Below are 25133 nucleotides of genomic sequence, written 5' to 3' on the forward strand. Positions count from 1 at the left end.
GAACAATAACGAACTGATGACCTTGGAAGATATTGCCGAAATGCATAGCTGCACTTTCCGACACGCACGCGATATCGTGGTAAAAATGCCCGGTTTCCCAGAAGAAGCCCCGACCAGCCGACCGCGTCATAAGCTGTGGGTCCGCTCTGAAGTGCGGGCTTTCGTCACAAGAAAACCCGCCAGAATCCCGCACAAAGCCATGGAAGCCGCGTAAATGCTGGGATCGATGTTCCGGTCTCAGGCACCAGCAAAGGCTTTCAGCCGTCTTGCGAAACTTGTTTTTAAGTTTGTTTTTTCCGCAAAACCAAACTGTTCCGCAAATTCATAAAAGCGACTCCTGCTTTTGACCTCCCTATTCCTTCGGTACCATACATGCCTCCGCTTTGCGGCTTCTTCTTGTCAAAAAAATTGAAGTATTCGCCTGCAACGCAATTTATAAAGCATCATCTTCATGCAAAAAGAACGGTCATGAATCGGTCGTTTTTAAGCGCCATCTTGATCGGTTATTTATTGGTTGGTTGCTCAACGCCAGCGCCGATGATGCCTCGGCAATTAAGCGGTACGGAGGCTGCAACCTTGAAGATGATTGCGCCACTCCGGACCACAGGCACCGCAGACGCTCGATGGCCGGGCCAAGCCGGGACGGTGCATCTGCGCGCCGTCATTGATCAGACCGGACAAGTAAAGCCGGCGCAGCTGATACGATCATCGGGTTACCCGGTGCTGGATAAAGAAGCGCTTGACACCTGTCTTTCCGCGAGATTCATGCCTTACATTGAGAATGGCAAGCCAATAGAAGTGAGTGCAAATCGCACCATTGAATTTCAGCCACCCGAAAATGCGGGATATGGCGCAGGCGAGAAAATCAATTAATTCAGCGCGACAGACTCGCTGAAAATCAATATTTAGGACATCAACCGCGCCAGCGGTAAATACGCCGATGTCGAGGGTATCGTTTTACACTGAAATCTGCCCGTTGAGGACACACTCCTGCCGACGGTTGATTCGTTTCGAGCGGCAGTGGCTACAGCATCAGCAGCTTGTCTCCCGTCGGGAAAATGTCAATGTAAAGTCTCTATCGAAAAAAAAGCCGACTCGGGGAAATCGGCAGGTAAATAGTTGTGCCGGCAAGAAATGGGGGGGGGACTTCCCAGCACTTACCTTGAAACGCTTTTCGACGAGCGAGAATGTCGTTGTTGTTGTCCAATGAAAAAGGCCTTCATCGCTATCGTATGCAATTTCATTTCCGCTTGACGCGCAAATTGTTCTGCTGCGAACAATTAAAGAGAAATATCCAGCCGCCCCGCTTTTGCGTGTGACTCTCCGTGAGCGAATGCGCGTTTCCAACAAACGATACCTGTTATCAATCGGACAATTCCACACTATCGGTTGAGCCAGGCTTGACGGCCTGCGGACCGCCTGCATACCCGCATCCAGGCCGTTCTGGGAGGTCTGCAGGCGGCTCTTCCACGCTGATGAATACGGAATCGGCGGCGCACCGCGAATGATTGTTGCAAAGAAACAGTTGTCGTTGGGCATATAATCGGGCAGCCATGAGCCAGGTTGATGACATGCTCTCGCGAAAAAAATAGCCCTAAAAATACTCCAATCGACTCAATTGCATGCTATCCGATCGCACACCATCTTCTGCGGCGCTCAGCCGCGCTGTCCGCCTGATGATTTCAGTGGCGGGCGCGCTGTTTCTTGCCGTACTTTTCCCCCAACCGGCCAAATCATCCGATCAGATCGTTGATCTGAGTACCCATATGCATGGCGAATCATTGATCAACAAGATCAGTTATTTGCAGGTTGACAGGGATTTGAGCTTGACTGAAATCAGGGCGCTGGACGCACAAGGAGAATTCCGGACGCAGACCGCTCCGCTCAACACGGACTCGTCGCGCAATCACCAACTCTGGTTCAAACTCGAAGTAAAGCGGGTCGAAACAACGGGAGCCTGGGTATTGGATACAGGTTTCTTTGCCTTGCGAAAATTTGCTGTCTATGGTCCATTCCTTGCGAAAGACACGGAAACCATACCAACCATTTTGAGTGGAACGGGGGTCCGTTCGAACCACGTCAACCAGATCAACGACCATTTCAGCTTCCTTTTCAGGCTGGAAAAACCCGAGGTTTACGTCATCTATCTGAACACCAGTTCGGATTTTGCGCTGCACTACGATCTGAAAATATGGGACAGCGTCAATTACGCCAGAAAGGAATTGCAAGTCAACTTTCTAAGCGGGCTCTGCTACGGCCTGCTATTCGCAATTTTCCTGTGCAATGTCGTCATGTCGATTGCGTTCAAAGAACGCTTGTATGCCTACAACTCTCTGAGCACTTTGTTTGCGGCGCTCACGCTTGCCACATTCAGCGGACATCTTCAGCACTATCTGTCCTTTTTGAACGGTCCATTTCTTTATTCCCTGGTCCAGATATTCCCTTTGTTCTGGCTGATGTTTGGCAGCAAATTCGGGCGGCATTTTCTGGATTTGAAGGGATACATGCCAAGGTTGAATTCGCTGCTCTACTATCTGGAGAACTTTGGATTTGTTACGCTGGGCTTGCTTCTGTTTCAGGCATTTTCGGTGGGGCTCATACTCAAGAGCCTTGGCGCTGTGATAGGAACGATAAGCCTTTCGGTCGCGGCAGTGCTCACCTATCGCAAAGGATTCCTGCCCGCCAAATGGTATCTGGCAGGGCTTGGCGTATTATTTCTGACAGTCATCGGCATCGCGGCCAGCAACTACAATCTGGTCGAATTCAGCAGTCAGAATATCGTGCTCCAGATAGGCGTCGTGCTGGACGGATTTTTCTTCCTGGTCGCGCTTGGCAGCAGAATCAGGCGCATCAGGAATCTGAGCGGACTGTTTGAGGACGAAACCCCCGCTTCGGCACGACCAGAATATGTTGATGCACGCACCGGCGCCAAGAACGAAAAAGGGTGGGCCAGGTTCGCACCGAAAATACTGGTGCTAGGAGCAAAGTGTGCGGTGCTCAAGATCAGCGTAGACCAGGCGGGCAGTGAAGAGGACCTCAACACGGTGACAAAAGCCATCTCCAGAGAAGCGGGATCACAGGATCTCTACGCGCGGTATGGCGAAAATGAATTTTTTGTTCTGTTCAACCGCGTTCCCAACGACGATATTCTCTGCGTACGTGCAGAGCTGCTGCTCGAGGATATATTCCGCAGAATGAACACCGGCCGCGATGAGGTTGCGCTGCGCGTCAGTATCGGAATTTCCTGTTTTCCAGCGGACGGCGCAGACCTTGACAGCCTGATGTCGGCTGCCGACGAAACCATGCAGAATGTCAGGCAAAGTGGCATATCAGGCTACGCCCTGCATAGCGATATGAGATGAACTGCAATTGACATCTGGATTTCGGATGACCTTCCCTCCCCTTTTCAAATCGATATGACTTATTCCAGAACTCGCTCTAGAAAAATAGGCCCTGACGGCTATGGTTACAGGCAGCTGCGCCGGCTCGGCATGTCAGATGTCGCTGCACTTTCGATTCTGCCCCAGATCAAGATCAATTCTTTTGTATCTGGCAGCATCATCTGGCCGAAGGGAGATCTCATCGATTCGTGGAGCCTGGTTGTGACAGGGCTGATCGCTCAGTTCTCGCCGAGTGAGTCGCGTCAATCCATGCCCGTCCATATTTATGGAACGGGATCCTGGTTCGGAGAAGAATCCATTGTCAACAAGATACCGAGCTCTTTGGGTTACGAATGTCTCACCGACATAGATGCGATTACGTTGCCCAAAGCGGTCATTCTGCGACTTCTGGAACAGGACCTCGGTTTCAGCGAAAACTTTAGCAGGGTTACCGTGGCACGCCTTCAACGCAAAGCGGAAGTTCTGGCGCTGCAAAAGAATGGCAAGCCGTGCATGAAAGTGGTGCTGGGCATTGCACAGATTGTCGATGCATTGATCGCAGAACACGAACTGGGGAAGGAATTATCGCAATTGACCATACCGATTACCCAAGGCGTTCTTGCTTCGCTGTGCGGTGTCGCAAGAACCGTCTTTTCAAGTTACGTTCTTCAACTGGAGCAGATAGGCTGGATCGAGATATCGTATGGCAAGCTCGGGATTGTTCAACTGAAGCAATGGCAGAGCCTGCTCAATCGATATCGAACCAGCCGGCTCAGCCCGACGTTTGATTCGGTGGCAGAACTGATCTCGCTGATCGGGTCAGACCGGCTGTGAAATCACGACCCGGGAGAGCGATCAAATTCGCCTGAACAGCGCGAAGCAACCGGAGATGGCGAACCATCAACGGCCATGATCATTTTTTCTGCGCGAGATTCGCCCTGCGCCACTCTCAGGCCCGCGTAAACTGCGCGCCTGTCTTTTCTGCGGGATGTAGCGTTCGGCACCATCGATGATCTCATCTACCGAAGTCATCAGGCTGACTTCGAACTTTATACGATACAGCTCCATGAGTGCGCGCCATCTGGAGATATCGATCAGTTCGATACTCGAGTACGTCAATGCAAGCCAATGCTTCTTTTCCAGTTGCAGCACATTGCTGGAGAAGACAGTCCGGGATACCCCGCACAATGAAGCGAATAGTCCTTGTGAAAACGGAATGGAAATGTTCCCCTGGTACTCGCCACTATCCTGGTTGGCCAGGGAGGTGACCAGTTGCGCCAGTCCAAGCACTACTTTTGCAGATGGCCTGCCAAGCTTCTGGAGCGCAAGCATCTCCGCTCCCAGTTGCAGGCGATTTGCCATCATGCGGGAAATGTACTGGGCGAACTCCGGAACTGTAACGAGCCAGCCCCGTACCAAATCGCTGGGCAGAGTGATGAGGTCGACGTCGGTCAGGCACACGTATTCAATCAGGTTGGTCTGGCTGGTGAAGATGGATTGCTCGCCAAACCAGGACCAGGGCCCATAAACTTCCAGCGACAGCGTACTACCATCATCGGTCGCGATCGAGGTACCCACGATTCCATTTACAATAAAGCTCCATCCATCCACATGTTCGCCGCGCCTCCAGATCAAAGAATTCGATTCATAGGATTTCTGCGTCAACTGGTACTGACCCGCACGCGCAGTAGCATCGGGTATTCCAAGAAGTCGCAATTGGTTATAAACGAAACCGCCAGTGCCCAGGCCACTCCCCTTCGCAAAGGCTTCGCTGGAAAAATATCTTTGCAATTATATTTTTTGAAAGTGAGTGGTTAATGGGGCGTCGGTGAAGGTTGATGCAACGCGTGCTGTACTCCTTGCTCCTTCTCAGTCAACAACTGTAAAAACCGTTCGCCCATCAGTCCCGCCCTTCCTTCAAAAAATCTCTCGACATAGGAAGGACCACTGTGCTTTTCTCTGAGGTGGTATCGCAAACTGTGATCGCTGGCCAGGCGTGCTGCCGATTCGACATACTCATCCACTGTGGTCGCGACCAGCCATGTCGGCAGGCCGAGGCGCTGAAACAGACCCTGATCGATATGTTCATGTACTTCATCGCCGGTCTTGCATATCCCGACAAGCCCCGCACTGGTGGTATCGATGATGCCGTTGGTGTTCCCGAACGGGAACGGATTGATATACATGTCGCAATTGGCAATCACATCCATATAGCTCTTGTAAGGCTGGTGCCGGTATATGGTGCAGGCGTCGCCCAGAAATTTCCGTATCGTTCTTTCGACTTGCAGATAGACCAGCCCTTGCGCCTGGCCAACGAGGAAATGAAAATGCACCGGTACGGTCGCGGCCTTGACGATGCGAACGCAGGCATCGAGAAAACCGGGATTGATTTTCATCGTGGTGGCGCAGACCGCAATCTTCACTTCCTCAGGCGCCAGGCGCATGGCAGCCGGCTTCACCACCGTGCTCATCGCCGACGATGCCCGGTAAGGCATTCCGTCGGCAGGCAATATGACCAGCGGCTCGCTGAAGCAAGCCGGACTGCCGACATAATCTTCTTCGACGACAACGCCATCGATACAGTCGGAATGCGTTGTCGCCGGATGTCCGAGCGCCATCAATTGCAATGGTGCGACCCGCAGGTTCGACAAGAACATCGTCAAGGGAAACATGCCGACACTTGGCATGTATAGAATCCGTGCAGAGCGCTCCACGGCGATGGCCCGGATTTTTTCGATATGCTCGATCAAAGACGAACCGGACGGCAACGCAATAAATTCGTCGAATGTCTTGCGCGTCAATTCATCCGTGCATTTTTCGTAACCGAGGCCCACGACATGAAAATGCTTTCTGGCAGCCTCCATCGTTTTGGAGTGGGTGCGAAAAATGGAATGATCGGCGGTGAACCACTCCAGCACGATCAGCATGACCGGTTTGCCACCGTCCGTCAGAGATGACGCGGACGGCAGCTCATCGACCGGCAGCACGCCATGCTTGTCCAGCTTCTTTCTGATCAACCTGTTGATGGATTTTTTTACCGCGTGTTTGTCCGGTCGGTCTGCGTAGCTGCAATGCATGTACAGGTCATGCGTCACGCCGTAGGGCAAGTCCTCTATGTCATCGACTTCCAGCAGTTTTTCGGTCAGCCAAGGCAAGATGGCTTCGCGCTTGGCATGCGCCGACCGCGATGCGATGAACCTGGGCGAGATCAAGCCGATGCAAAGACTGACAGCGAGATTCTTGTCAAATGCCCAAAGCGCATCGAGATCGAGCGGCACATCAGATTCCGGGGTATACAGCATGCAGAACTTGCTGACTTCGTCAGCGGCAACAGCCAATTGGGACCCCGCCTTCAAGCCGTCGAGATTCAATGAGCGCAGAATATGATCGGCATTGCCGAACGGACTCGCAGAGAAAAGCGTCGATAACCAGCGATGGACCGTGAACATGCGCACGTTATATTCAGGATTGAATTTCGTCCCCGTATCGGCCAGCAATGCGCTGCACGCAGCCACCACGCGTGACAGCAGATGGGCATCGACATCCCGGCTTGAATTGCTCAAGCTGGATGGAATCATTGCCGCCAACGGCGTCGGGAAATGCCCCAGGTTTTGGTCCAGGCGCAACAACAGATCCAGCAAATCACGGGCCGCCGCTTCAGTTTCGCGGCGATAGCATTTGTACTCGAACTCTTCCAGATTGAATGACATGACAGGGTCTCTAACAGGGTAAAACCACTAAACAGGGCAACAGATCGTGATCCAGGTCGCCCTGGATCACGAACGGATCACTTCGCGTGAACTTCGTTGATGGTCAATGTTGCGTTTGGCTGATCAGCCCCGATACGCTTGCCATCAGGGTCTGAACCGAGCAATTCATCGAATGACTCCATCCAGTTGATGGGGCCGCGACGACCATTGAAGTACTCCGACTCGGCAATCATTTGCCCGCCGATGGTGGCGGCCAGGTAGTCTTGCGCCACTACGCTCAGGACACGCGTTGCCACCCTTGGCGCCAGCACCGTGACGGTGCCGTGGGGCGCATTCAGATTCACCGGTCCGCTCAGCAGGTTGTTGCCAAGCAGCGCGATGTTGCCGGTAGTGGCCGTGCCGTTGGTAGCACCGCCTACGATGACGTTGCCTGTGCTGGTGATGTTGCCCTCAGCAAGCAAGGTCGTGTTGCCGGAGGTACTGATGCCCCCCTGGTTGCCGACTATCAGGCTGCCGCCTGTACTCAGATCAGTGTTACTGCCGCTGACATTACCTGCCACGGTCAGGTTGCCATTGGGCACACCGACCGTCACATTGCTCTGCGCCGTCACATTGCCCAGCGTGGTATCGCCGTCGGTGTTCAGCGTAATCGCACCATTCGATGCATTCAGATTCACTGGACCGCTCAGGCTGTTGTTGCCCGTCAGCGCAATGTTGCCGGTCACGGCAGTGCCATTGGTGGTTCCGCCCACGGTCAGGTTGCCAGTGCTGGTCAGATTGCCGCCGGCTGTCAGGCTTGTGTTGCCCGTCGTGCCGATACTGCCCTGGCTATCCACGGTCAGATTGCCGCTGGCACTCAGGTTGGCATTGGTGCCTGTCGTATTGCCGGCCACGGTCAGGTTGCCGTTGCCAATGGCGACAGTCAGATTGCCGCCTGCGGCAACATTGGCCAGCGTGGTGTCGCCGGAGGTCGTCACGCTCAGATTGCCCGCCACACTCAAGTTGAGCGGACCGGTCGGGTCGGCTGCCGATGTCAGATGACCGCTGCCGGTGTTGATCGACAGACTGTCGCCTACGGTCACGTTACCGAGCGCGGTGTCTGCATTGGTAACGAGCGTTGCACTGCCGTTGGAGGCGTTCAGGTTCGCGGTGCCGGTCAGCGTATTGTTGCCGGTCAGCGCGATATTGCCGGTGGTGGCCGTGCCGTTGGTGACGCCGCCCACCGTCAGATTGCCTGTGCTGCTCAGATTACCGCCGGCAGTCAGGGTTGCATTGCCCGCGGTGCTGATATTGCCCTGGTTGCCCACGGTCAGATTGCCGCTGGCACTCAGGTTGGTGTTGGCACCTGTCGTATTGCCGGCAACCGTCAGACTGCCGTTGGACACATTGGTCGTCACATTGCCCTGTGCGGTGACATTACCCAACGTGGTATTGCCGGTCGTGTTCAAGGTGACCGTGCCGTTCGACGCGTTCAGATTCACCGGACCGGTCAGACTGTTGTTACCAGTCAGCGCAATGTTGCCGGTTGTGGCGGTGCCATTGGTAACGCCGCCCACGGTCAGATTACCGGTGCTGGTCAGGTTGTCTCCGGCAGTCAGCGTTGCATTACCTGCGGTACTGATATTGCCCTGGTTACCCACGCTCAGGTTTCCGCTGGCGCTCAGGTTGGTGTTCGCACCTGTCGCATTGCCAGCGACCGTCAGGCTACCGTTGGAAACGTTGGTCGTCACGTTACCCAAGGCGGTCACATTACCCAGTGTCGTGTTGCCAGTTGTGTTCAGCGTGATCGTACCATTTGGCGTATTCAGGTTCACCGGACCGGTCAGGCTGTTGTTGCCTGTCAGTGCGATGTTGCCGGTCGTGGCAGTACCATTCGTGACGCCGCCCACATCCAGAGTGCCCGTACCGGTCAGGTTGCCACCGGCCAGCAAGGTTGCATTACCCGGTGTGCTCACGTTGCCTGCCAGCGTCAGATCACCGCTGACATTGAAGTTCGCGTTCGTACCGCTCGTGTTGCCTGCCACCGTCAGGTTACCGTTGGTCACCGCGGCAAACACTTTATTCAGCGCTGTGACGTTACCCAGTGTCGTATCGCTGTTCGTCCTTAACCTCACGGTACCGTTCGCTGCGTTCAGATTGACCGGGCCTGCCAGGCTGTTATCGCCTATCAAAGTGATATTGCCTGTCGTCGCTGTACCGTTGGTTGTGCCGCCCACCGTCACGTTACCTGTGCTGATCAGGTTGCCACCGGCCAGCAAGGTTGCATTACCCGGTGTGCTCACGTTGCCCGGTACCGTCAGATCGCCGCTGGCACTCAGGTTCGCATTCGCACCGCTCGTGTTGCCGGCAACTGTCAGGCTGCCGTTGGCCACCATGGCAGTCACATTACCCAGCGCTGTGACGTTAGCCAGCGTTGTATTGCCGGTCGTGCTCAGTGCCACGGTCCCGTTCGATGCGTTCATATTGACCGGACCTGCCAGACTGTTATTGCCTGTCAAGGCGATATTGCCTGTCGTCGCTGTCGTATTGGTCGTGCCGCCCACCGTCACATTACCTGTGCTGATCAGGTTGCCACCGGCCAGCAAGGTTGCATTACCCGGTGTGCTCACGTTGCCCGGTACCGTCAGATCGCCGCTGGCACTCAGGTTCGCATTCGCACCGCTCGTGTTGCCGGCAACTGTCAGGCTGCCGTTGGCTACTGTGGCAGTCACATTACCCGCCGCGACCATCTGGCCCAGCGTCGTATTACCGGTCGCATTTAGCGTTACGGCGCCGCCCACCGAAGTCAGACTGACCAAACCTGCCAGACTGTTGTTACCCAACAGCGCGACGTTGCCTCCGAAGGCTATGCTATTAATGCCTGCGCCCACCGTCAGGTTACCAGTGGTGATCACATCTTGAGCGGCCGTCAACGAAGCACCGCTTACTGGAGTGTTCAAATTGCCAGAAACTATTACGGATCTCTTAGCCGTCAGAAGGGTGGAAAAGGCATCTCCGTTTCCTGAGTTAGTCAGATTACCGGACACCACTAGATCGCCGACCTGGCTAGCCAGAATGATCGCGTTTGAAGCGCGCACATTGCCTGATAGTGTCAAGTTGCTGCCACTCCCTGCGACGTTCGTAGCGGTGATGTTACCGGCAAACGTCAGCGTGCCGTTGACCACTGTAGCAGACACATTACTCGCCGCCACCACCTCGCCCAGCGTCGTATCACCGGTCGTATTTAGCATCACAGCGCCGTTCGACGCACTCAGATTGACGGGGCCTGCCAAGCTGTTGTTGTTACTCAACAGCGCGATGTTGCCAGTCGTGGCCGTAGCGTTGGTCGCACCGCCCACCGTCAGATTGCCTGTGCCGGCAATTCCATTTGTTGCTTGAACGTTGAGGTCCCCACCTTTGGTATCAATATTACCGATAATATTGATATTGCTAGCCGTCAAATTAACGGCAATACCGTTATATGATGCAGCATTGCCTTGACCAATCGAACCATTCGAGGTGATCGTCAAATTGTTGTTCGCAATAAGACTCAACACTGGATATTGTCCGCTGACTGAGTTATTGGCGTTGATTAGACGGTCAATTGGGGCATCTAGTGTTAAGTTCCCGACGCTAGACCCACTGCTTGCGGTGGTGACAGTAACGTCGATATTGTTATACAGAGCGTTGCTGATAGAGCTAGCCTGCACAATACCTGTAGCACTGCTGCTAGGACTAGCGGAAAAAATATCGAGTCCTGCGGTTGTTGCCGAGGTTGTATTAGCACTAGTAGCGTTGCTAATGGTGATATCGGTTGGATCAATCAACCACTGCCCGTTGCCTTTGGCCGATTGCCCCTGAACGCTGCCGAGCATCGTCAGTTTGCCGCCCGACGTTTCCACGAATCCGCCGGCCCCCTCGCTCGAGCCGATAAGCATCCGTGTGCCTTCGCCGATATAGGTCGTATTTGCCATCGGGATGTCGGCGATATCGGTGCCTTTATGCAGATTGTCGCCGCCGACAAAGATCCGCCCGCCGCCGGCAACGCCGCTCGCATCCAGCGTAGCGTTGCCAAACACCCCGACGCGGTCGCCGCTGAGTACAATGGCGCCGCCTTTTTCGCCGGCGTTCTTGCCGCTGACGTCGATGTCGCCCGTATTCACATTGTCGCCACCAGTGGCCGAGAGCACGACCACGCCATTGCTGGTGCCAACCGAGCGCGCCTGGATCGTACCGCTGTTGCCAACCACGGTGGAAAGCAAGGTATCGACACCCGCGGCGGTCAGCAGCACGCGACCACCATCGGCAACGATCAACCCCTTGTTTTGCGCCAGCGCATTGACCACGCCCTCGTTAACCGTCACCGACAGCAAGCCGCTGTTATCGAGCACCAGCGATACATTGCTGCCGGCGACAAGCGCGCTGGTTCCGCCCGGGGTGGTGATGGTTCCCTCATTGGAGACCCGCGCGCCGCTCAGTACGACAAAGCCGCCGTTGACCGCTTTCAGATTGCCTTGATTGATGACCTCGCCGCGACCGCTACCGGAAAGCACCAATGTGCCATTTGAATCAAGACTGGCGTTGGGGTTGGTCGACGCCAGCAGACCAGCCGTATTGACCTGGGAGTTCGGCCCGAACAGGATTCCGTTCTGGTTGATCAGAAACACGCGCCCGTTCGCGTTCAGGTTGCCGTAGATCTGGCTCGGCGAATTGCCGATGACGGTATTGAGGGCGGTCGCGCTCGAAGACGGCTGCACGAACGTCACGGTATTGCCGCTACCGATACTGAAGCTGTTCCAGTTGGCGCGCATCACATTGGACGCTTGATTGACTGTCATCTGCGAACCGCTCGAGACAATGCTGCCCTGGCCGCTGACGATGGTCCCGCCGGTTGGCAACACCTGCGCCAGCGCATCCGAACCGGCCCACAGCAGGGTTGCGACGCACGCGCTTATCAGGCTGACGCGGAAAACGCCGCGCGCTGCCGGCGATGTCAGAAATTGAACCGAACCGCTGCCGGCGCCCTTGCCGTTCGCGTTGGTGTTTTCAGCCACGGGAACCAGCATGCCGAGGCGCTTACTAAAGACGAGGCGAAATTGTTTAGCGTTCATGAGAGCTCAGTCTAAAAATGTGTCGGTCGGCTGCGGCGCAGCCAACATGGGTCAGGGGGTATTCGAAGCAACAGCTGTGGCGATGCGATATCTGCTACAGCGCGGCACCTGCGATGAAACCTATCCGTCCCTGTTTGGCATCCACGCTTGAGGCGGGCGAGCCCACGGTGCGGGCATAGAAAACACGCAAGCTGAAGCGATCTCGTTTAAGCAGAGAAAATTCGACCCCGGCGCCAGCCAGGACCACGGTATTTCCTGCGACAGAGAAGTTTGGATGCTGTTGGAGCTTGGCCCAGCCACGGTCGTAGAAGCCGCCAAGCCCCCATTTCCAATCCGGATTGCTCACGTAGGGAATGGCGCCGGTCCAACCGACCTGGGTCTGCGCAATAACAGCAGAATCGCCACCGGCTTCGCCTGCGATGTAGGCACGCACTGCACCCGGTCCGCCGAGATACAGCTTTCCATAGCCGGGAAGGTTGGCATTGCTGGACTGGCCATACATGTTCACCGATGCCTGGAAGCCCTGCCCCAGGAACTGCACCCGGTTGATGCTGCCGATCACCTTGAGCGATGACTTGTCTACTTGCTGTACTGCCTCGGCAGCATCATTGCTGGACACACTTGCCGCTGACAGCGCCAGGCTCCAGGCTGAGTTTGCGTTGAGTCCCGCGAGGTTGTCGGCAAATGCACCGGAGCCGCCCACCCGGATCTGATTCTGGGTGCGTTTTGTCACCTCACCCAGCAGGCTGTCAGTCAGTTCAGCGCGCTGGTATTCCACGCGGATGTCGCCATATGCGCCCAAGCGGCGCAAAAACGGATATGTGGCATACAGCGACAAGGTCTTGGCGTTGCCCGACCCATCGAGTGCCGAAAAATCGCCACCAAGCTGATATTGCGTCTTGCCTGCGGTAGCCCCGAGTTTCCAGCCGGCGTTGCCGACATACCTGCTGTAGTCGATGCCGAGGTCGGTGGTTTCCCCGGTGGTGCTTCTCAGCGCGTACATGGCAAGCGAGTCACCCGCAGAAAACAGGTCTCTGATCGCAACACGCCCTTGCGCGCGATAGGTTCCGGTACTGGGCGTTCCAAAGTTGTCGAACCCCAGCTCGCCGCTGACGCGGGGCAGCGCCTTGCTGCTCACGTCAAGGCCAAGGCCGTTCACGGCATCGACGCTCAGACTGCCCTTGACGGACGAGTTGGTCATTTCTCCGGCCAGCAGCAAGGCGCGTTCGACATCAGCCTGCCGGAGCGCTCCCGGCTCGCAATCAAACCGCTGCGGCTCCAGACACAGCTGACTGTTGATCACCGACTCGACCACCGGCATGGCTACCCGGCGCGGCGGAAAAATGGTGTTGTCCGGGTCGTCAGTCACTTCGCTGAAATGAGAAGACGCCAGCCTGGCCTCCACCACACGAATCGACAATGTGCCATCCGTGAGTTTCTGTGCCGGCACCAGAGCGATGGCACCGATCAATCCTTCTGCGCGCAGCACCCTTTGCACTTCGGCAGCAATCTCGCGTACACGCTTGAGACTGTATGTGCCCGCATCAAGGGGAATCTTCTTCGCCGCGCGTGCCAGTACATCGTCTGCCGACAGCGCAGTGAGTCCTTCAATCCTGAAACGCGTCACCGGAAAGATGGCCGCTTCGTCCGCCGCTGACGCAGCCGTGTCAGCGGTATCATTGTTGATCTGCAATACCTCTGGAATGACACGCGAGCGAACGCCGGGTCCGGACAATCCGCGATTCTGACTCTCGACATCGGAGGGACCTATCGCTTGAGAATGCGCATTCGAAAACGGGGCGGCCGACAGGGCTACTGCGATGGTTACCTGAATGCCGAGGGGCGCAGGTCGAAACAAGAAGTTTGTCATTTTATTTTCGTACCCTTTTGTCACAAAAACGTGCAATCGCGCTGACCGGTCTTTTACTGCGCCTGTCGAGAAAATGAAAAATTCCGGAGAACGAAAATTCATCACAAGGCACTAAAAGAATTCGTCATGATCAGGACGGTTGCTCTTTATGTAACTGTATTAGTCGGGTCAAAAAATTTCGGCGACGATTGTTCGCCCCCGAACAATTCGCGGTAATTATTAAAACTATTTTTCCGATTACTGCAGAATAAATTCCTGATGGAAATTTAATCAGTTCCTGATGGAAATTTAATCAAGCAAAGACACCTCCGAAGAAGCATACGGGCCAGAAAAATGGATTACCGCCGCGACTCGAAACAGTCGCAGCGAGGTCGGCGTCGTATAGAAACAACGCAAAGTAAATCTGCGCAGAAGCCAACGCGATGAACGACAGGCATGTGTCAGCGCACGCATCGCAACTACAGCACGGTGCATCCGGATCTGTGACTGGCGGCATATGTTTGCGGGCTGGGGGACGACGGCGGGAGAGTTTCAGGGGACTACGCCCGCTGCATGCAGCAGGTCACACACACAATTTGCTTGGGTAGCCGATCCTTATCAGAAGGATCGAATCAATACGTCGGTATCGATTCTTACAACGCCGCCATTGAACTGACGCCATGGAAATCGATTTGTATTTTTTTTATTTCGGGCAGTACCGCCAGAAATGCATCAATGCATGCCGGATCAAAATGGGTATTCGCATTGGCGATCATGAATTTGACCGCGTGATCGAATTCCCATCCTATTTTGTACGGACGAGATGATGTCAATGCATCGAAAACGTCTGCTACAGCGACAATTCTTGCGGCCAGCGGAATCGCTTCGCCCCGCAATCCCGACGGATAGCCTGAGCCGTCAAATTTTTCGTGATGCGTTAGCGCAATTTCCGCAGCCAGTTGAATAAACATGCCTTGGTTGCCACTGAGAATCCGATAGCCGACGTCAGGATGCGTACGCATGATCGCCATTTCAGCATCGGTCAGCCGCCCTCGCTTGAGCAAAATGTGGTCAGGGATGCCAAGCTTGCCGATATCGTGCATGGGCGCGGCATGGAACAATGCATATTGAAATTCCAAGGAGGTATCCATGGCCGCGGCAATCACCCGGGCATAGTGACTCATCCGCTCAAGGTGCATGCCAGTGTCGGAATCCTTGAAGGAGGCGGCCAGGGTAAGCCGATGCATCATATCGAGTTCGGCATTCCTTGCCGCCTCCGAGGAAAACTGGGATATCCCGCTCGGGATCTCCCATGGCGAGAAACTTTCCAGGTCCATTGCCAGACGATTTTTCTTCATCTTCGACGGCGCCGGAATTGATGGTTTTTCGCGTCGGGGAGTTTGGATATCCATATTGAGAATAACCGTGTTCTGGCGACTGATACTCTTTGATCGCGCATCAGTTCCATCCCGGCGGGTCCGCAACGACGTCGAGTAATTTTTCATTAGATTCCTGCTTTTCATATTCCGGGATCGCCAAGGAGTTGGAAGGGCGCCATATATTGCCGACAGAAAAGATTGCATTTCATTCTGTGGAGGGGGAACCTGACATTGATCGACCTCATTGTCCAGACTCTATTTTGCTGGTTGCCGCCGTGATGCATCAACTGTTCGCCGGCGAACAATCTGCTGTTCTTTTCGCAATTCAGCATCACGTTCGCGAGAAAAATTCGTCTTGTTCTTCAAGGCAACACTGAAGGATGAGTGGAATGAAAATTCCACGCGAGTGGATACGTCCCGGAACAGTTCAGAGGCGGCCTGCCTGCGCAGGCAAGCCCGAATGTTTCAGCATGGATGGGTCGCCTGACAGAGCGTGTGAATCGCCTGCATGCGGGTGCGATTTCTCGCAATGGAACCGGTTCACGAACGTGCCGGAATGGAATGATAAAAATTGGTGTGGCCTGCAAATCCGCGTGGAATTCGCTCGCGCCAGTGCCAGCCCGGCAACGCCGCCTGTCACCAGTACCTTGTATGAATTCCGGGTCTTGCGGATATCCTCTCTTCGGACAGGGTATCCGCGCAGCCGGCCACGGGATTTACTGTGCAGCCCGTGCGTCCGCTGAAATCAACATGACCGGCATCAACCTGTTGGCCGCAACATGGCCTGACGCCTTGCCCTCCGCTTTCCCCACCACATGGACAAACCCGACACATACAACACCGGTAACGCCACGCCCGCCAGGAAAGTAACAATCTCCCCCGCCATCCCCAGCATCAGTTGTGCATGCAATGCAGACAGAACGGAATGCGGGCCGCGACTCAGGCCGAGCCAGCCGAACCATGTTGGCTGTGCCAAGATGACGCCGCTGGTGGTCAGCAACAGCAACGGCAGGAACAGATAAACGGCAGCGAGGTTATGCAATGCCAGCCAGCGTTGCGCGCTCCGGCCGCGCAGCGAGATCGTGAAGGCCCGCCGCCAGCGTCCGGGGAAAGTGCCGCGCGGCCACCATAGCCACAAGCCGGTGAACAGCGACGCCAGCAGAACCATGCCGCAGGCGGCCAGTATCTGCGAACCCGGTCGTGCCGGCAGCATCAGGGCGCGGTGGAAGGCGACAATCCTGGCCAACCACAAATCGTCGAAAACGAAGAATCCGCGCGGCGCGGCGGTATAGGGATCGAGCATGGCAATGCCCATGGCCTGCCGGCCTTGCACGGGACCAAACACCATCGCGTTGTCCGACAGCAGGAAGCCGCCATTGGGTGGCGCAGTGCCGAGGGCGCGCTGCAATTGCGGATAGGCAGCCAGCGCCGCTTCTTGCCAGGCGTGCGGCGAAGCGTAGGCGGTGCCCGGCGCCGGTGCTGCGCGCAAGGTCAGCGGACCGGCGCCGACCTCCCATTGCAGAATCGGTGTGCGCAACACCATCGCGGCACCGGTTGCGCCCAGCAAGGCCAGAATCAGACCGATGCTCAGTGCGATCCAGCGATGCACGGCCAGCCAGAGGCGACGTCCGGTCACCATACTACTTCACCGCTTCCGGCACCAGCGTACTTTCGGTGTAGTACGGTCCCTGTTGCAGATTGCCATTGACCACATTGATCATGTAGCCGGCGGCGACACCCCGGTAGTCCTTGGGATCGAGTTCCAGGCGCAAGGTCGCGAAGCCGGCCGAGCTGATTTTCTGCGGTGCCTTCCCGGGCGGGAACAACGCCAGCTTGCCTTCATCGGGCACCACATCGCGCACGCCGCCACTAACCAGCAAGTCGACCACCAGACGGCCGTCACGCAAGCGGGCGGTACCGCTGGCGCCCAGTTCGGCATCGTCCAGCACCAGCGAACCGGCCACCGTCCAGTCGCCGCTCGGCAACGCGGTAAATCCCAGACGCAGGCGGAACGGATCGCCGCTGTGCGGCTGCATGCGCATCTGCCATTGGTAAGTACCGACCCAGGTCGGTGCCTTCACCACCGGTGGCTTACTCAGCGCCGATGTCAGCGCCGGTGTCAGTGCGTTCGCGACTGGCGCTGCCAGTAAGGCGGCGCACAGCAGCGCGGCCGCGGTCCATGTCGAATTCGGTTTGCAGGTATTCAGGTGCATCACAGGGTTCCTCTCAAAGTAAGCATGATGTTGCGCGGGTCGCCGTAGACGCTGCCGTAGCTGGCAGGCGCATTGGAAGCGCCGGGCAAGATGTAATAAGTGCGGTCGAACAGATTGTTGACATTCAGGCCCAGCGACCATCTCTTATCAAGCCGGTAGCCGATGCGCGCATTGGCCACTGCGTAAAGGCCCTGACTGGCGCGCACCGCGCCGGACTGCACCGCGGTTTCGCTTTGCGCCGTCACGCCTGCACCGACACTCCAGGCATTGAGTTCGCCCGGCAATTGATAGGAAGACCAGAGCCGCAGCATGTGTTTGGGCGACATGGTACGAAACGGCTGGCCTTCAAAGGTGGCGTCGCGCAGGTACTTGGTGGTGTTGAAGGTGTAGCCGGCACCGACCTCCAGTCCCGGCAGCAAACGCCCTGCGAGTTCGGCTTCGAAGCCCTGACTGCGGACCTGACCGTTGGTGGCGTAGCAACAGCCATCCACCACCGTCACCGAAGTCTGGAGCGCACGATTGGTCTCGTCGATGCGGAACACGGCAAACGACGTGTTGAGTGCGCCGTCATAGAACTCGCCCTTGATGCCCGCTTCGTAGTTGGCGCCGGTGACCGGTGGCAAACCGTTGCCGCTGCTGTCCTTGTAGTTGCTCTGGACGCGATAGATGTCAGCGTAGCTGGTGTACAGCGACCAGTTCGGCGTGAGTTCGTAGACCAGCCCGGCATACGGCGTCCAATGCGCGCTGTCGTTAAAGTCAGAGGTGGTGGCCGACGTCAGCAAATTCTGCGCGGTCGTCTTCCACCAACTGACGCGGGCGCCGAGGATCAGGCTCAGCGGATCGGCCAGCTTCAGACGCGTCGAGCCGTACAAGCCGTATTGCGTCAGATCGGTATTGCTCTTGCTGGTCCATTTCGGTGTGCCAGGGTCGGCGATGGCGGCCGGGTTGTAGTTGAACACGTTCACCGCCGTGCCGCCGTAACCCGGCAGCGTGCCGCCCCAGCTTTCGGCGCTGCGCTTGTACCAGTTGGCGCCGACCACCACGTCATGCTGGCGGCCAAACGCCTGGAAGCGACCGTTCAACATGGCATCCACGCCGTATTGCTGGTTGTCGTATTGATTGGCACCGCCCATCAGGCGCGCGCCCGCCAGCGTCTGACGATTGACAGCACCAAACACGTAGGAATACTTGAGATCGCTGGTCTCGTGATCGCTGGTGAGATTCAGCTTGAATGACCAATCCTTGTCGATTCGGTGCGACAGCTCGGCGAACAGTTGCGTGCTTTCGAAATTCCAGTTGGTCCAAGGGGTATTGAAAAAGGTACTGCGCGGCAGTCCGAGCTCGCCGCCGTCGCTGTAGCGCGGCAAGCCCATCATGGCCGGCGTCCAGTTGCGCTTCTGGTAACCGAAGCCGGCCGCCAATGTGGTGCCGGGGGCGAGATCGGCTTCGATGATGCCGTAGGCCGAGGACTTTTCACTCTTGGCGTAGTCGATGAACGAGTCGCGCGCATCGTAGTTCACCGCCAGCCGCGTGCGCAGCGAGCCGGATTCATTCAACGGCGAACTGAAATCCAGCTCGGTGCGGCGCGCATTCCAGGATCCGGCGGCGACCGAGCCGGAAAACGCCAGCTCCTTGCCCGGACGCTTGCGGACCAGATTGATCACGCCGCCCGGGTAACCGGCACCGTTGTACAAACCCGCAGCCCCGCGCAGCAATTCGACACGCTCGAACATCACCATTTCCGGCATGGTCCAGGAAGCACCGCCGGTCTGCAGCGGCACGCCGTCGTACTGGAAATATTCGATGGGATAGCCACGTGAATAGAACTGCGGAATCACGCCGGTGTTGTAGGGCTGGACCGTGACACCGGGCGTTTGCGCCATGACCTCGTCGAGCGAATTGAGGTTTTGATCTTCCATGCGCTTGCGCGTGATGACCGACACCGATTGCGGCGTTTCTTTCAACGTGGCCGGGATTTTCGAACCGACGCTGACCGCACCTGCCGTGGTATAGGAATCATCGGTGCCACGGGCGGATACCGTAACGGCCGGCAAGGCGCTGGCCGGTTGCACGTCATCCGCCTTGGAACGATCAGCCGGCGTCTCTTGCGCGCAGATGCCGCCGCTCGCGCCAAGCGCCGCGGAAGCAACCAGCATCGAAAAAACATGGGGAGACAGATACGCCGATAATGGCAGCGCGCGCGGCGGGCGCCGCGGGATTACAGGGCGAGACATGCAAGGTTCCTTGTTTGTTAATGAGAATTATTCTCATATTTTAAGGAGCCGCTGTCTCACGCGCTTTTTATATCTTCACGACCGCTTTCGTTTTTTGCACAAAGTCGTGGCCGCCATCAAACGGTGAGCTGACTCGGCGAGCAACCGAAATGCTTGCGAAACAAAGTGGAAAAATGCGGAATCGCATAGCCCACGGACAACGCCACCTCTGACACCGAGAAGGCCCCGGTCGACAGCATCCGGTGCGCCTCCTGCAAGCGATGGCGCTGGATGAATTCAAACACGCTGGCGCCGAATGCCTGGCGGAATCCCTGATTGAGCTTGTTGACATTGGTGCCGACACGACGTGCGAGTTCGTGCAGGGAAAGCGGATCCTGATAATGCGCCAGCGCCAGTTCGCGGGCATACCAAAGACGCTCGAGATCGCGCCGGCCCAGATGAACCAGGCCGGGGTTAGTTTCCTGCGCCAGCTCGCTGATGGTGACTGCCGCCAATTCCATCCCTTTGCCCGCCAGGTAAAGGTCGCGCATGTCGCCCTGCACCGGACAGGTAAACGCCTGCATCGCGATTGCCTTGACCTTCGGCGTCAACGGCAGCCGGATGACGTCGACATCGCCGCCATGCAAGCGTGGTCCGTCGCTGGCGGCGATCTTCTTGAAGTCGATGCCATTGCGTTGGGCACTTTCGGCATCGATGCCGATGCGCACATAACGCTGCAATGTGCCCGCCTCCATCCGGTCATACCCCAGTTGCCTACCCCGCGCGAGCACCACGAAAACGGCCGGGTCGGCAATATCAAAGGGCCGTGCATCATTGATCCGGCTGCGCAACCAGCCATTCATCAGAACGATCACCTGAAAGCCTTCGAACACCGGCGCGCAGGTTTCCAACGCCATGTCAGGCGTGATCGATCCGACCGACATGGACATGTCCGCAGAGAAAGTTTTAGACCAGTTGAAGCTGTTCATATTGACCTGAATGATAATTATTATCAATTATAAAGGGATTCCGACAACGCGCGTCTGGGCCGCAAACAGCTGAACGCCACCGCAATGGCCAGCGCCTCTCGCAAGACCGTTGATGAAGTCCCCGCTGGCGCGGCGTACAATGACGCATCTCGAGTGCCGGCAATAGCAAAACGACGCGCGCCGGCGTCTGTCCGGCCTGCTGCACGACACCCGGCTGCCATCAGTTGATATTCGATAAACACCCTGCCCCGCTTTTGATAATGCCCGCATGCTGCCCTTAAAGTACCTCAGCGCCTATTCCGACCAGACCCGCACGCAGGTCTCGCAGCTGATCGCCCAAAACAAGCTGGCCGACGTGCTGACTTCTCGCTATCCTGCCGCGCACGGCATTCGCACCGACAAGGCCTTGTATGAATATGTACAGGAGCTGAAGACAGAATTCCTGCGCAATGCCGATCCGATCAGCAAAGTCGGCTTCGACAGCAAAATCCATGTCATCCAGCATGCGCTCGGGCTGCATACGACAATCTCGCGCGTGCAGGGCAGCAAGCTCAAGACCAAACACGAAATCCGCATTGCCACGATGTTCAAGGAAGTGCCGCTGGAATTTCTGCGCATGATCGCGGTGCACGAACTGGCCCACGTAAAAGAGAAACAGCACGACAAAGCCTTCTACAAGCTTTGCGCTTATATGGAACCAAATTATCATCAATATGAATTCGATCTGCGGCTTTACCTGACCGAGCTTGATCTGTCTGGAAAACGTCTATGGGGTGCAGAAAAAGGAGCGCCCTGACAATGCTGGTTCGGCCAAGCCTCCGGGTAATTGACGATCCTGCCGGCTTCCTTCGTTTTTGTTTTCCCTTGTCGCATCACAAACCCGCACTCACCAACGCCAACCATGAATATCCGCTTTCTCGAAACCTTCGTCTGGCTGGCCAAGCTGAAAAACTTCCGGCTTACCGCCGAGCGCCTGCATACCACGCAGGCTGCCGTTTCCAGCCGCATTGCCACGCTCGAGCAAGATTTCGGCGTGCGTCTGTTTGACCGTGGCGCGCGTGAGGTGGCGCTGACCACTGACGGCAGCAAGGCGCTGGTGTATGCCGAACGCATGGTCAAGCTGATGCGTGAGATGAAGGATGACATGTCGGATAAGCAGATCTACGCCGGCGTGATTCGCATCGGCGTGATCGAATCCATCGTGCATAGCTGGTTTCCGGATTTCATCGGACGCCTGCACAAGATGTTCCCGCGCCTGCAGATTGAAATCGCCAGTGACACCACGATTCATCTGCGCGAACAATTCAGCAAGGGCTTGCTCGATGTCGTGCTACAGGCCGGACCGATGAGCGGCCCACACATTACCAATATCAATCTGTGCGAGTTTCCGATGCGCTGGGTCGGCAGCCCCAAGCTCAACATTGGCAGCGAGACGCTGAGTCTGTCCGATTTGGCCACCTTCCCGATCATCAGCTTTGCCCGCAACTCGGGGCCGCATGCTGTGATCGAACGCATGTTTTCCGGCAGCGAGCGCGGCGCGCTGCATATCAATTGCATTGCTTCGGTGGCCACCATGATCCGGCTGGTGACCGACGGCTTCGGCGTGGCAGCAGTGCCGCCGGCGATCATCCAGCGCGAACTCAATGAAGAAATCCTGCACCCGCTGCGGGTCGATGTCGAGTTCCCAGCACTGGTGATGCAAGCCGGCTTTCGTGCGGACAATGAGAACCCGCTGACTGAAACCATTGCCCGCATCGCACAGGAAACCGCCGCCGACTTCGCACTCAATTGGGGCCAGGAGATCGCGCGATTGCCGTCGCAGGTATAGCAGCACCCCCGTCAAAACAGCAGCACAGTCAATGTTCACGCGGCTGGCGCGCCATTGTCCGGCGCCGCCAGACAGCACCACAACGGCGCACCGGCCGACCCGTTTTTGCTCATAAGATTTTCCAATCATCGGCACCAACAATTTCTTGTTGGACAGTGCCAGAGCGGATACGCATACTGAATTCTCACAAGATCGTGCGTGGCGTCGTTATCCAAGCGACCAACACAAGCGACAGATTTCCGCCTGGCAATCGCGGTATCGGTATCGGCTCCGACATCTCCTGATGGGGTGTTCATTCTCATACCGGCAGAGGTCACGGCAGCTCAATCAATCTCAAAGCAGGAGAAGGCACAGCATGACTCATTCAACCTCAGCAACACTTGACGCCGGTTCAGGCGCGAATTCACTGCCCGGCAATACCGGCGTGAACATGGAAGTCACCTACAAGAAAATCGCCTGGCGACTGATCCCGTTCCTGGTCTTCCTGTTCGTGCTGGCATGGATCGACCGCGTCAACGTCGGTTTCGCCAAGTTGCAGATGCTGCAAGATCTCCAGTTCAGCGAAGCCATTTATGGTCTCGGCGCCGGTATCTTCTTCATCGGCTACTTCCTGTTTGAAGTCCCGAGCAATCTGCTGCTGGAAAAAATCGGCGCCCGCAAGACGCTGGCGCGCATCACCATTCTGTGGGGCCTGACCTCGATGGCGATGGCCTATGTCACCACGCCGATGTCCTTTTATGTCCTGCGCTTCTTTCTGGGCGTATTCGAAGCCGGCTTCTTCCCCGGCGTCGTGCTGTATCTGACCTACTGGTTCCCGGCCCAGCGCCGCGCCCGCGTCAATGGTTTGTTCATGACCTCGTTCGCGATTGCCGGTGCTGTCGGCGGTCCGATTGCCGGCCTCATCATGAGCCGCATGGAAGGCGTCGGTCATCTCGCCAACTGGCAATGGCTGTTCATCCTCGAAGGTATTCCGTCGCTGATTGCCGGTATCTTCGTGCTGCTGTACCTGCCGGAAAAGCCAGCCAACGCCAAATGGTTGTCGGCCGCAGAAAAGCAAGCCGTGACACAAGCCCTGGTTGCCGAAAACACCTCCGCCAGCAAGCACATGTCGCTCAAGGATGCCTGTAGCGACTACCGCATCTGGCTGTGCGCCGGGGTGTATTTCTGTATCGTCAGCGGCAACGCTACCATCGCTTTCTGGACGCCGTCGATCATCAAGGAAATCGGCGTTCAGGGCAATCTGCAAATCGGTCTGATCTCCGCCATCCCGTTCATCGCCGGCACATTGGCCATGATCTGGAACGGGATCCATTCGGACAAGACCGGCGAACGCCGCATGCATAGCGCTATCGCCACCCTGATCGCCTGTATCGGCTTGATTGTCACCGGCCTGACCCTCGGCAACGCCGTGGTCGCACTGTGTGCACTGACGCTGGCAGCCATCGGCATCCTCGCCGCGTTCCCGGTGTTCTGGTCGATTCCGGCCGCATTCCTGGCCGGCACCGCAGCCGCCGGCGGTATCGCGCTGATCAACTCAATCGGCAACCTGGCCGGTTTCGCAGCGCCGTACATGATCGGCGCCCTCAAGACCAGCACCGGTTCGCTGTCGTCCGGCTTGTATGTGGTGGCGGCCCTGGAATTCATCGCCAGTTTCCTGGTGATCGTGTTCGTCAAGAAGACCTGAACCACTCCTTGCATTGATTGCACTGATTGTGCCGACTGATTAACGCTATACCGCAACACTCCCTTTTACGTATCGGAAGTTATCTCATGAAACTCTCTTTCCAACTTGACGCCGCAACGTTGAACGTTGACATCCACACCCTGATCATCGCCGGCTGGGCTGGTCGCGATCTGGCCGCCATCGAGCATCACATCGAAGAACTGGCAGCACTGGGCATCCAGCGCCCGAGCGCCGTTCCGCTGTATTACCGGGTATCGCACAATCAACTGACGCAATCACCGGCAGTGCAAGTACTCGGCGCCGAATCGTCGGGCGAAGTGGAAACCTTCGTCTTCAACGCCGGCGGTGAACTGTATGTCAGCATCGCCTCCGACCACACCGACCGCAAGCTGGAAGCGCACAGCGTGGCCTTCTCCAAGCAGGCCTGCATCAAGCCGGTAGCCGCCGCCGCATGGAAGCTCAGCGACGTCGCTGAATACTGGGACGAACTGGTGATCCGTTCGTGGATCCAGGAAGATGGCAAGGAAGTGTTGTACCAGGAAGGCACACTGGCCAGCCTGCGTACACCGCAAGACCTGATCGCGCGCTTTACCGATGGCAAGGACATCCTGCCTGAAGGCAGCGGCATGACGTGCGGTACAGTCGGCGCCATCGGCGGCATTCGTCCGGCGACTTCGTTCACGATGGAGCTGTTCGATCCGCGCCGCCAACGGGCGCTGCGCCACACTTATGAAACCGAGATTCTGGCGGAAGTAGCCTGAGTCATTTCGCTGTCGTCAACAAGCCAATTTCAACACC

17 protein-coding genes are annotated in these 25133 nt (G+C 56.7%); 8 read left to right on the forward strand and 9 right to left on the reverse strand.

The genetic code is table 11. From position 1 onward, the window contains the following. From AKL27_RS28465 to AKL27_RS16475, 4 genes are all read left to right on the forward strand, one after another. A partial coding sequence (locus tag AKL27_RS28465) for a hypothetical protein (protein ID WP_232311010.1) occupies nucleotides 1-214 on the forward strand: 214 nt, incomplete at its 5' end. A gap of 182 nt (nucleotides 215-396) precedes the next feature. Further along, nucleotides 397-873, forward strand: coding sequence for an energy transducer TonB (locus tag AKL27_RS16465; RefSeq protein WP_198155990.1), 477 nt, complete (start codon nucleotides 397-399; stop codon nucleotides 871-873). Between the two features lie 749 nt (nucleotides 874-1622). After that, on the forward strand, nucleotides 1623-3362 hold the full coding sequence (locus AKL27_RS16470; protein WP_083439104.1) for a 7TM diverse intracellular signaling domain-containing protein: 1740 nt from the start codon (nucleotides 1623-1625) through the stop codon (nucleotides 3360-3362). Nucleotides 3363-3416: 54 nt separating this feature from the next. Next, entirely contained in the window at nucleotides 3417-4214 is a 798-nt protein-coding gene (locus tag AKL27_RS16475; protein ID WP_050463947.1) for a Crp/Fnr family transcriptional regulator, read from the forward strand. A 66-nt stretch (nucleotides 4215-4280) separates the two neighbouring features. Here the strand turns inward: AKL27_RS16475 and AKL27_RS16480 are convergent, their stop codons facing one another. The 9 genes from AKL27_RS16480 to AKL27_RS16520 form a co-directional block, all read right to left on the reverse strand. Further along, entirely contained in the window at nucleotides 4281-5171 is an 891-nt protein-coding gene (locus AKL27_RS16480; protein WP_050463948.1) for a Crp/Fnr family transcriptional regulator, read from the reverse strand. Nucleotides 5172-5194: 23 nt separating this feature from the next. After that, nucleotides 5195-7090, reverse strand: coding sequence for a hypothetical protein (locus AKL27_RS16485; protein ID WP_050463949.1), 1896 nt, complete (start codon nucleotides 7088-7090; stop codon nucleotides 5195-5197). A 77-nt stretch (nucleotides 7091-7167) separates the two neighbouring features. After that, nucleotides 7168-12180: a beta strand repeat-containing protein gene (locus AKL27_RS16490; protein ID WP_083439105.1), complete on the reverse strand. Its 5013-nt coding sequence runs from the start codon at nucleotides 12178-12180 to the stop codon at nucleotides 7168-7170. 94 nt (nucleotides 12181-12274) lie between these two features. After that, nucleotides 12275-14152 (reverse strand): ShlB/FhaC/HecB family hemolysin secretion/activation protein, encoded by a 1878-nt coding sequence (locus AKL27_RS16495; RefSeq protein WP_083439106.1) that lies wholly within the window; start codon nucleotides 14150-14152, stop codon nucleotides 12275-12277. Nucleotides 14153-14682: 530 nt separating this feature from the next. Beyond that, on the reverse strand, nucleotides 14683-15534 hold the full coding sequence (locus AKL27_RS27235) for an HD-GYP domain-containing protein (RefSeq protein WP_198155991.1): 852 nt from the start codon (nucleotides 15532-15534) through the stop codon (nucleotides 14683-14685). A 634-nt stretch (nucleotides 15535-16168) separates the two neighbouring features. Then, nucleotides 16169-17047 carry a PepSY-associated TM helix domain-containing protein gene (locus AKL27_RS16505; RefSeq protein ID WP_050463953.1) on the reverse strand — a complete coding sequence of 293 codons (879 nt, stop codon included), beginning with the start codon at nucleotides 17045-17047 and terminating at the stop codon, nucleotides 16169-16171. Nucleotide 17048: 1 nt separating this feature from the next. After that, entirely contained in the window at nucleotides 17049-17621 is a 573-nt protein-coding gene (locus AKL27_RS28170) for a hypothetical protein (protein WP_050463954.1), read from the reverse strand. After that, nucleotides 17621-19855 carry a TonB-dependent siderophore receptor gene (locus AKL27_RS16515; RefSeq protein WP_232311011.1) on the reverse strand — a complete coding sequence of 745 codons (2235 nt, stop codon included), beginning with the start codon at nucleotides 19853-19855 and terminating at the stop codon, nucleotides 17621-17623. Before AKL27_RS16515 ends, AKL27_RS28170 begins: the two co-directional genes overlap by 1 nt. Before the next feature lie 116 nt (nucleotides 19856-19971). Further along, nucleotides 19972-20778, reverse strand: a complete 807-nt coding sequence (locus tag AKL27_RS16520) for a helix-turn-helix transcriptional regulator (RefSeq protein ID WP_198155992.1) — start codon at nucleotides 20776-20778, stop codon at nucleotides 19972-19974. A 313-nt stretch (nucleotides 20779-21091) separates the two neighbouring features. Here AKL27_RS16520 and AKL27_RS16525 point away from each other — a divergent pair, with 313 nt between their 5' ends. From AKL27_RS16525 to AKL27_RS16540, 4 genes are all read left to right on the forward strand, one after another. After that, a complete protein-coding gene (locus AKL27_RS16525) occupies nucleotides 21092-21619 on the forward strand; it encodes a YgjP-like metallopeptidase domain-containing protein (protein ID WP_050463957.1) in 528 nt (175 codons plus the stop codon). Nucleotides 21620-21724: 105 nt separating this feature from the next. Beyond that, nucleotides 21725-22651 carry a LysR family transcriptional regulator gene (locus tag AKL27_RS16530; RefSeq protein WP_050463958.1) on the forward strand — a complete coding sequence of 309 codons (927 nt, stop codon included), beginning with the start codon at nucleotides 21725-21727 and terminating at the stop codon, nucleotides 22649-22651. Nucleotides 22652-23006: 355 nt separating this feature from the next. Next, entirely contained in the window at nucleotides 23007-24335 is a 1329-nt protein-coding gene (locus AKL27_RS16535; protein WP_050463959.1) for an MFS transporter, read from the forward strand. 86 nt (nucleotides 24336-24421) lie between these two features. Then, nucleotides 24422-25096 carry a DUF2848 domain-containing protein gene (locus AKL27_RS16540; protein WP_050463960.1) on the forward strand — a complete coding sequence of 225 codons (675 nt, stop codon included), beginning with the start codon at nucleotides 24422-24424 and terminating at the stop codon, nucleotides 25094-25096. Nucleotides 25097-25133: the final 37 nt, after the last annotated feature.

Source organism: Herbaspirillum autotrophicum (assembly GCF_001189915.1).
Lineage (GTDB): Bacteria > Pseudomonadota > Gammaproteobacteria > Burkholderiales > Burkholderiaceae_D > Herbaspirillum > Herbaspirillum autotrophicum.

Coding starts and splice junctions, on each gene's coding strand:
- AKL27_RS16470 (WP_083439104.1), top strand. CDS start 1,623: ATGCTATCCGATCGCACACCATCTTCTGCGGCGCTCAGCCGCGCTGTC.
- AKL27_RS16475 (WP_050463947.1), top strand. CDS start 3,417: ATGACTTATTCCAGAACTCGCTCTAGAAAAATAGGCCCTGACGGCTAT.
- AKL27_RS16485 (WP_050463949.1), bottom strand. CDS start 7,090: ATGTCATTCAATCTGGAAGAGTTCGAGTACAAATGCTATCGCCGCGAA.
- AKL27_RS16490 (WP_083439105.1), bottom strand. CDS start 12,180: ATGAACGCTAAACAATTTCGCCTCGTCTTTAGTAAGCGCCTCGGCATG.
- AKL27_RS16495 (WP_083439106.1), bottom strand. CDS start 14,152: ATGAATTTTCGTTCTCCGGAATTTTTCATTTTCTCGACAGGCGCAGTA.
- AKL27_RS27235 (WP_198155991.1), bottom strand. CDS start 15,534: ATGAAAAATTACTCGACGTCGTTGCGGACCCGCCGGGATGGAACTGAT.
- AKL27_RS16505 (WP_050463953.1), bottom strand. CDS start 17,047: ATGGTGACCGGACGTCGCCTCTGGCTGGCCGTGCATCGCTGGATCGCA.
- AKL27_RS28170 (WP_050463954.1), bottom strand. CDS start 17,621: ATGCACCTGAATACCTGCAAACCGAATTCGACATGGACCGCGGCCGCG.
- AKL27_RS16515 (WP_232311011.1), bottom strand. CDS start 19,855: ATGTCTCGCCCTGTAATCCCGCGGCGCCCGCCGCGCGCGCTGCCATTA.
- AKL27_RS16520 (WP_198155992.1), bottom strand. CDS start 20,778: ATGTCGGTCGGATCGATCACGCCTGACATGGCGTTGGAAACCTGCGCG.
- AKL27_RS16525 (WP_050463957.1), top strand. CDS start 21,092: ATGCTGCCCTTAAAGTACCTCAGCGCCTATTCCGACCAGACCCGCACG.
- AKL27_RS16530 (WP_050463958.1), top strand. CDS start 21,725: ATGAATATCCGCTTTCTCGAAACCTTCGTCTGGCTGGCCAAGCTGAAA.
- AKL27_RS16535 (WP_050463959.1), top strand. CDS start 23,007: ATGACTCATTCAACCTCAGCAACACTTGACGCCGGTTCAGGCGCGAAT.
- AKL27_RS16540 (WP_050463960.1), top strand. CDS start 24,422: ATGAAACTCTCTTTCCAACTTGACGCCGCAACGTTGAACGTTGACATC.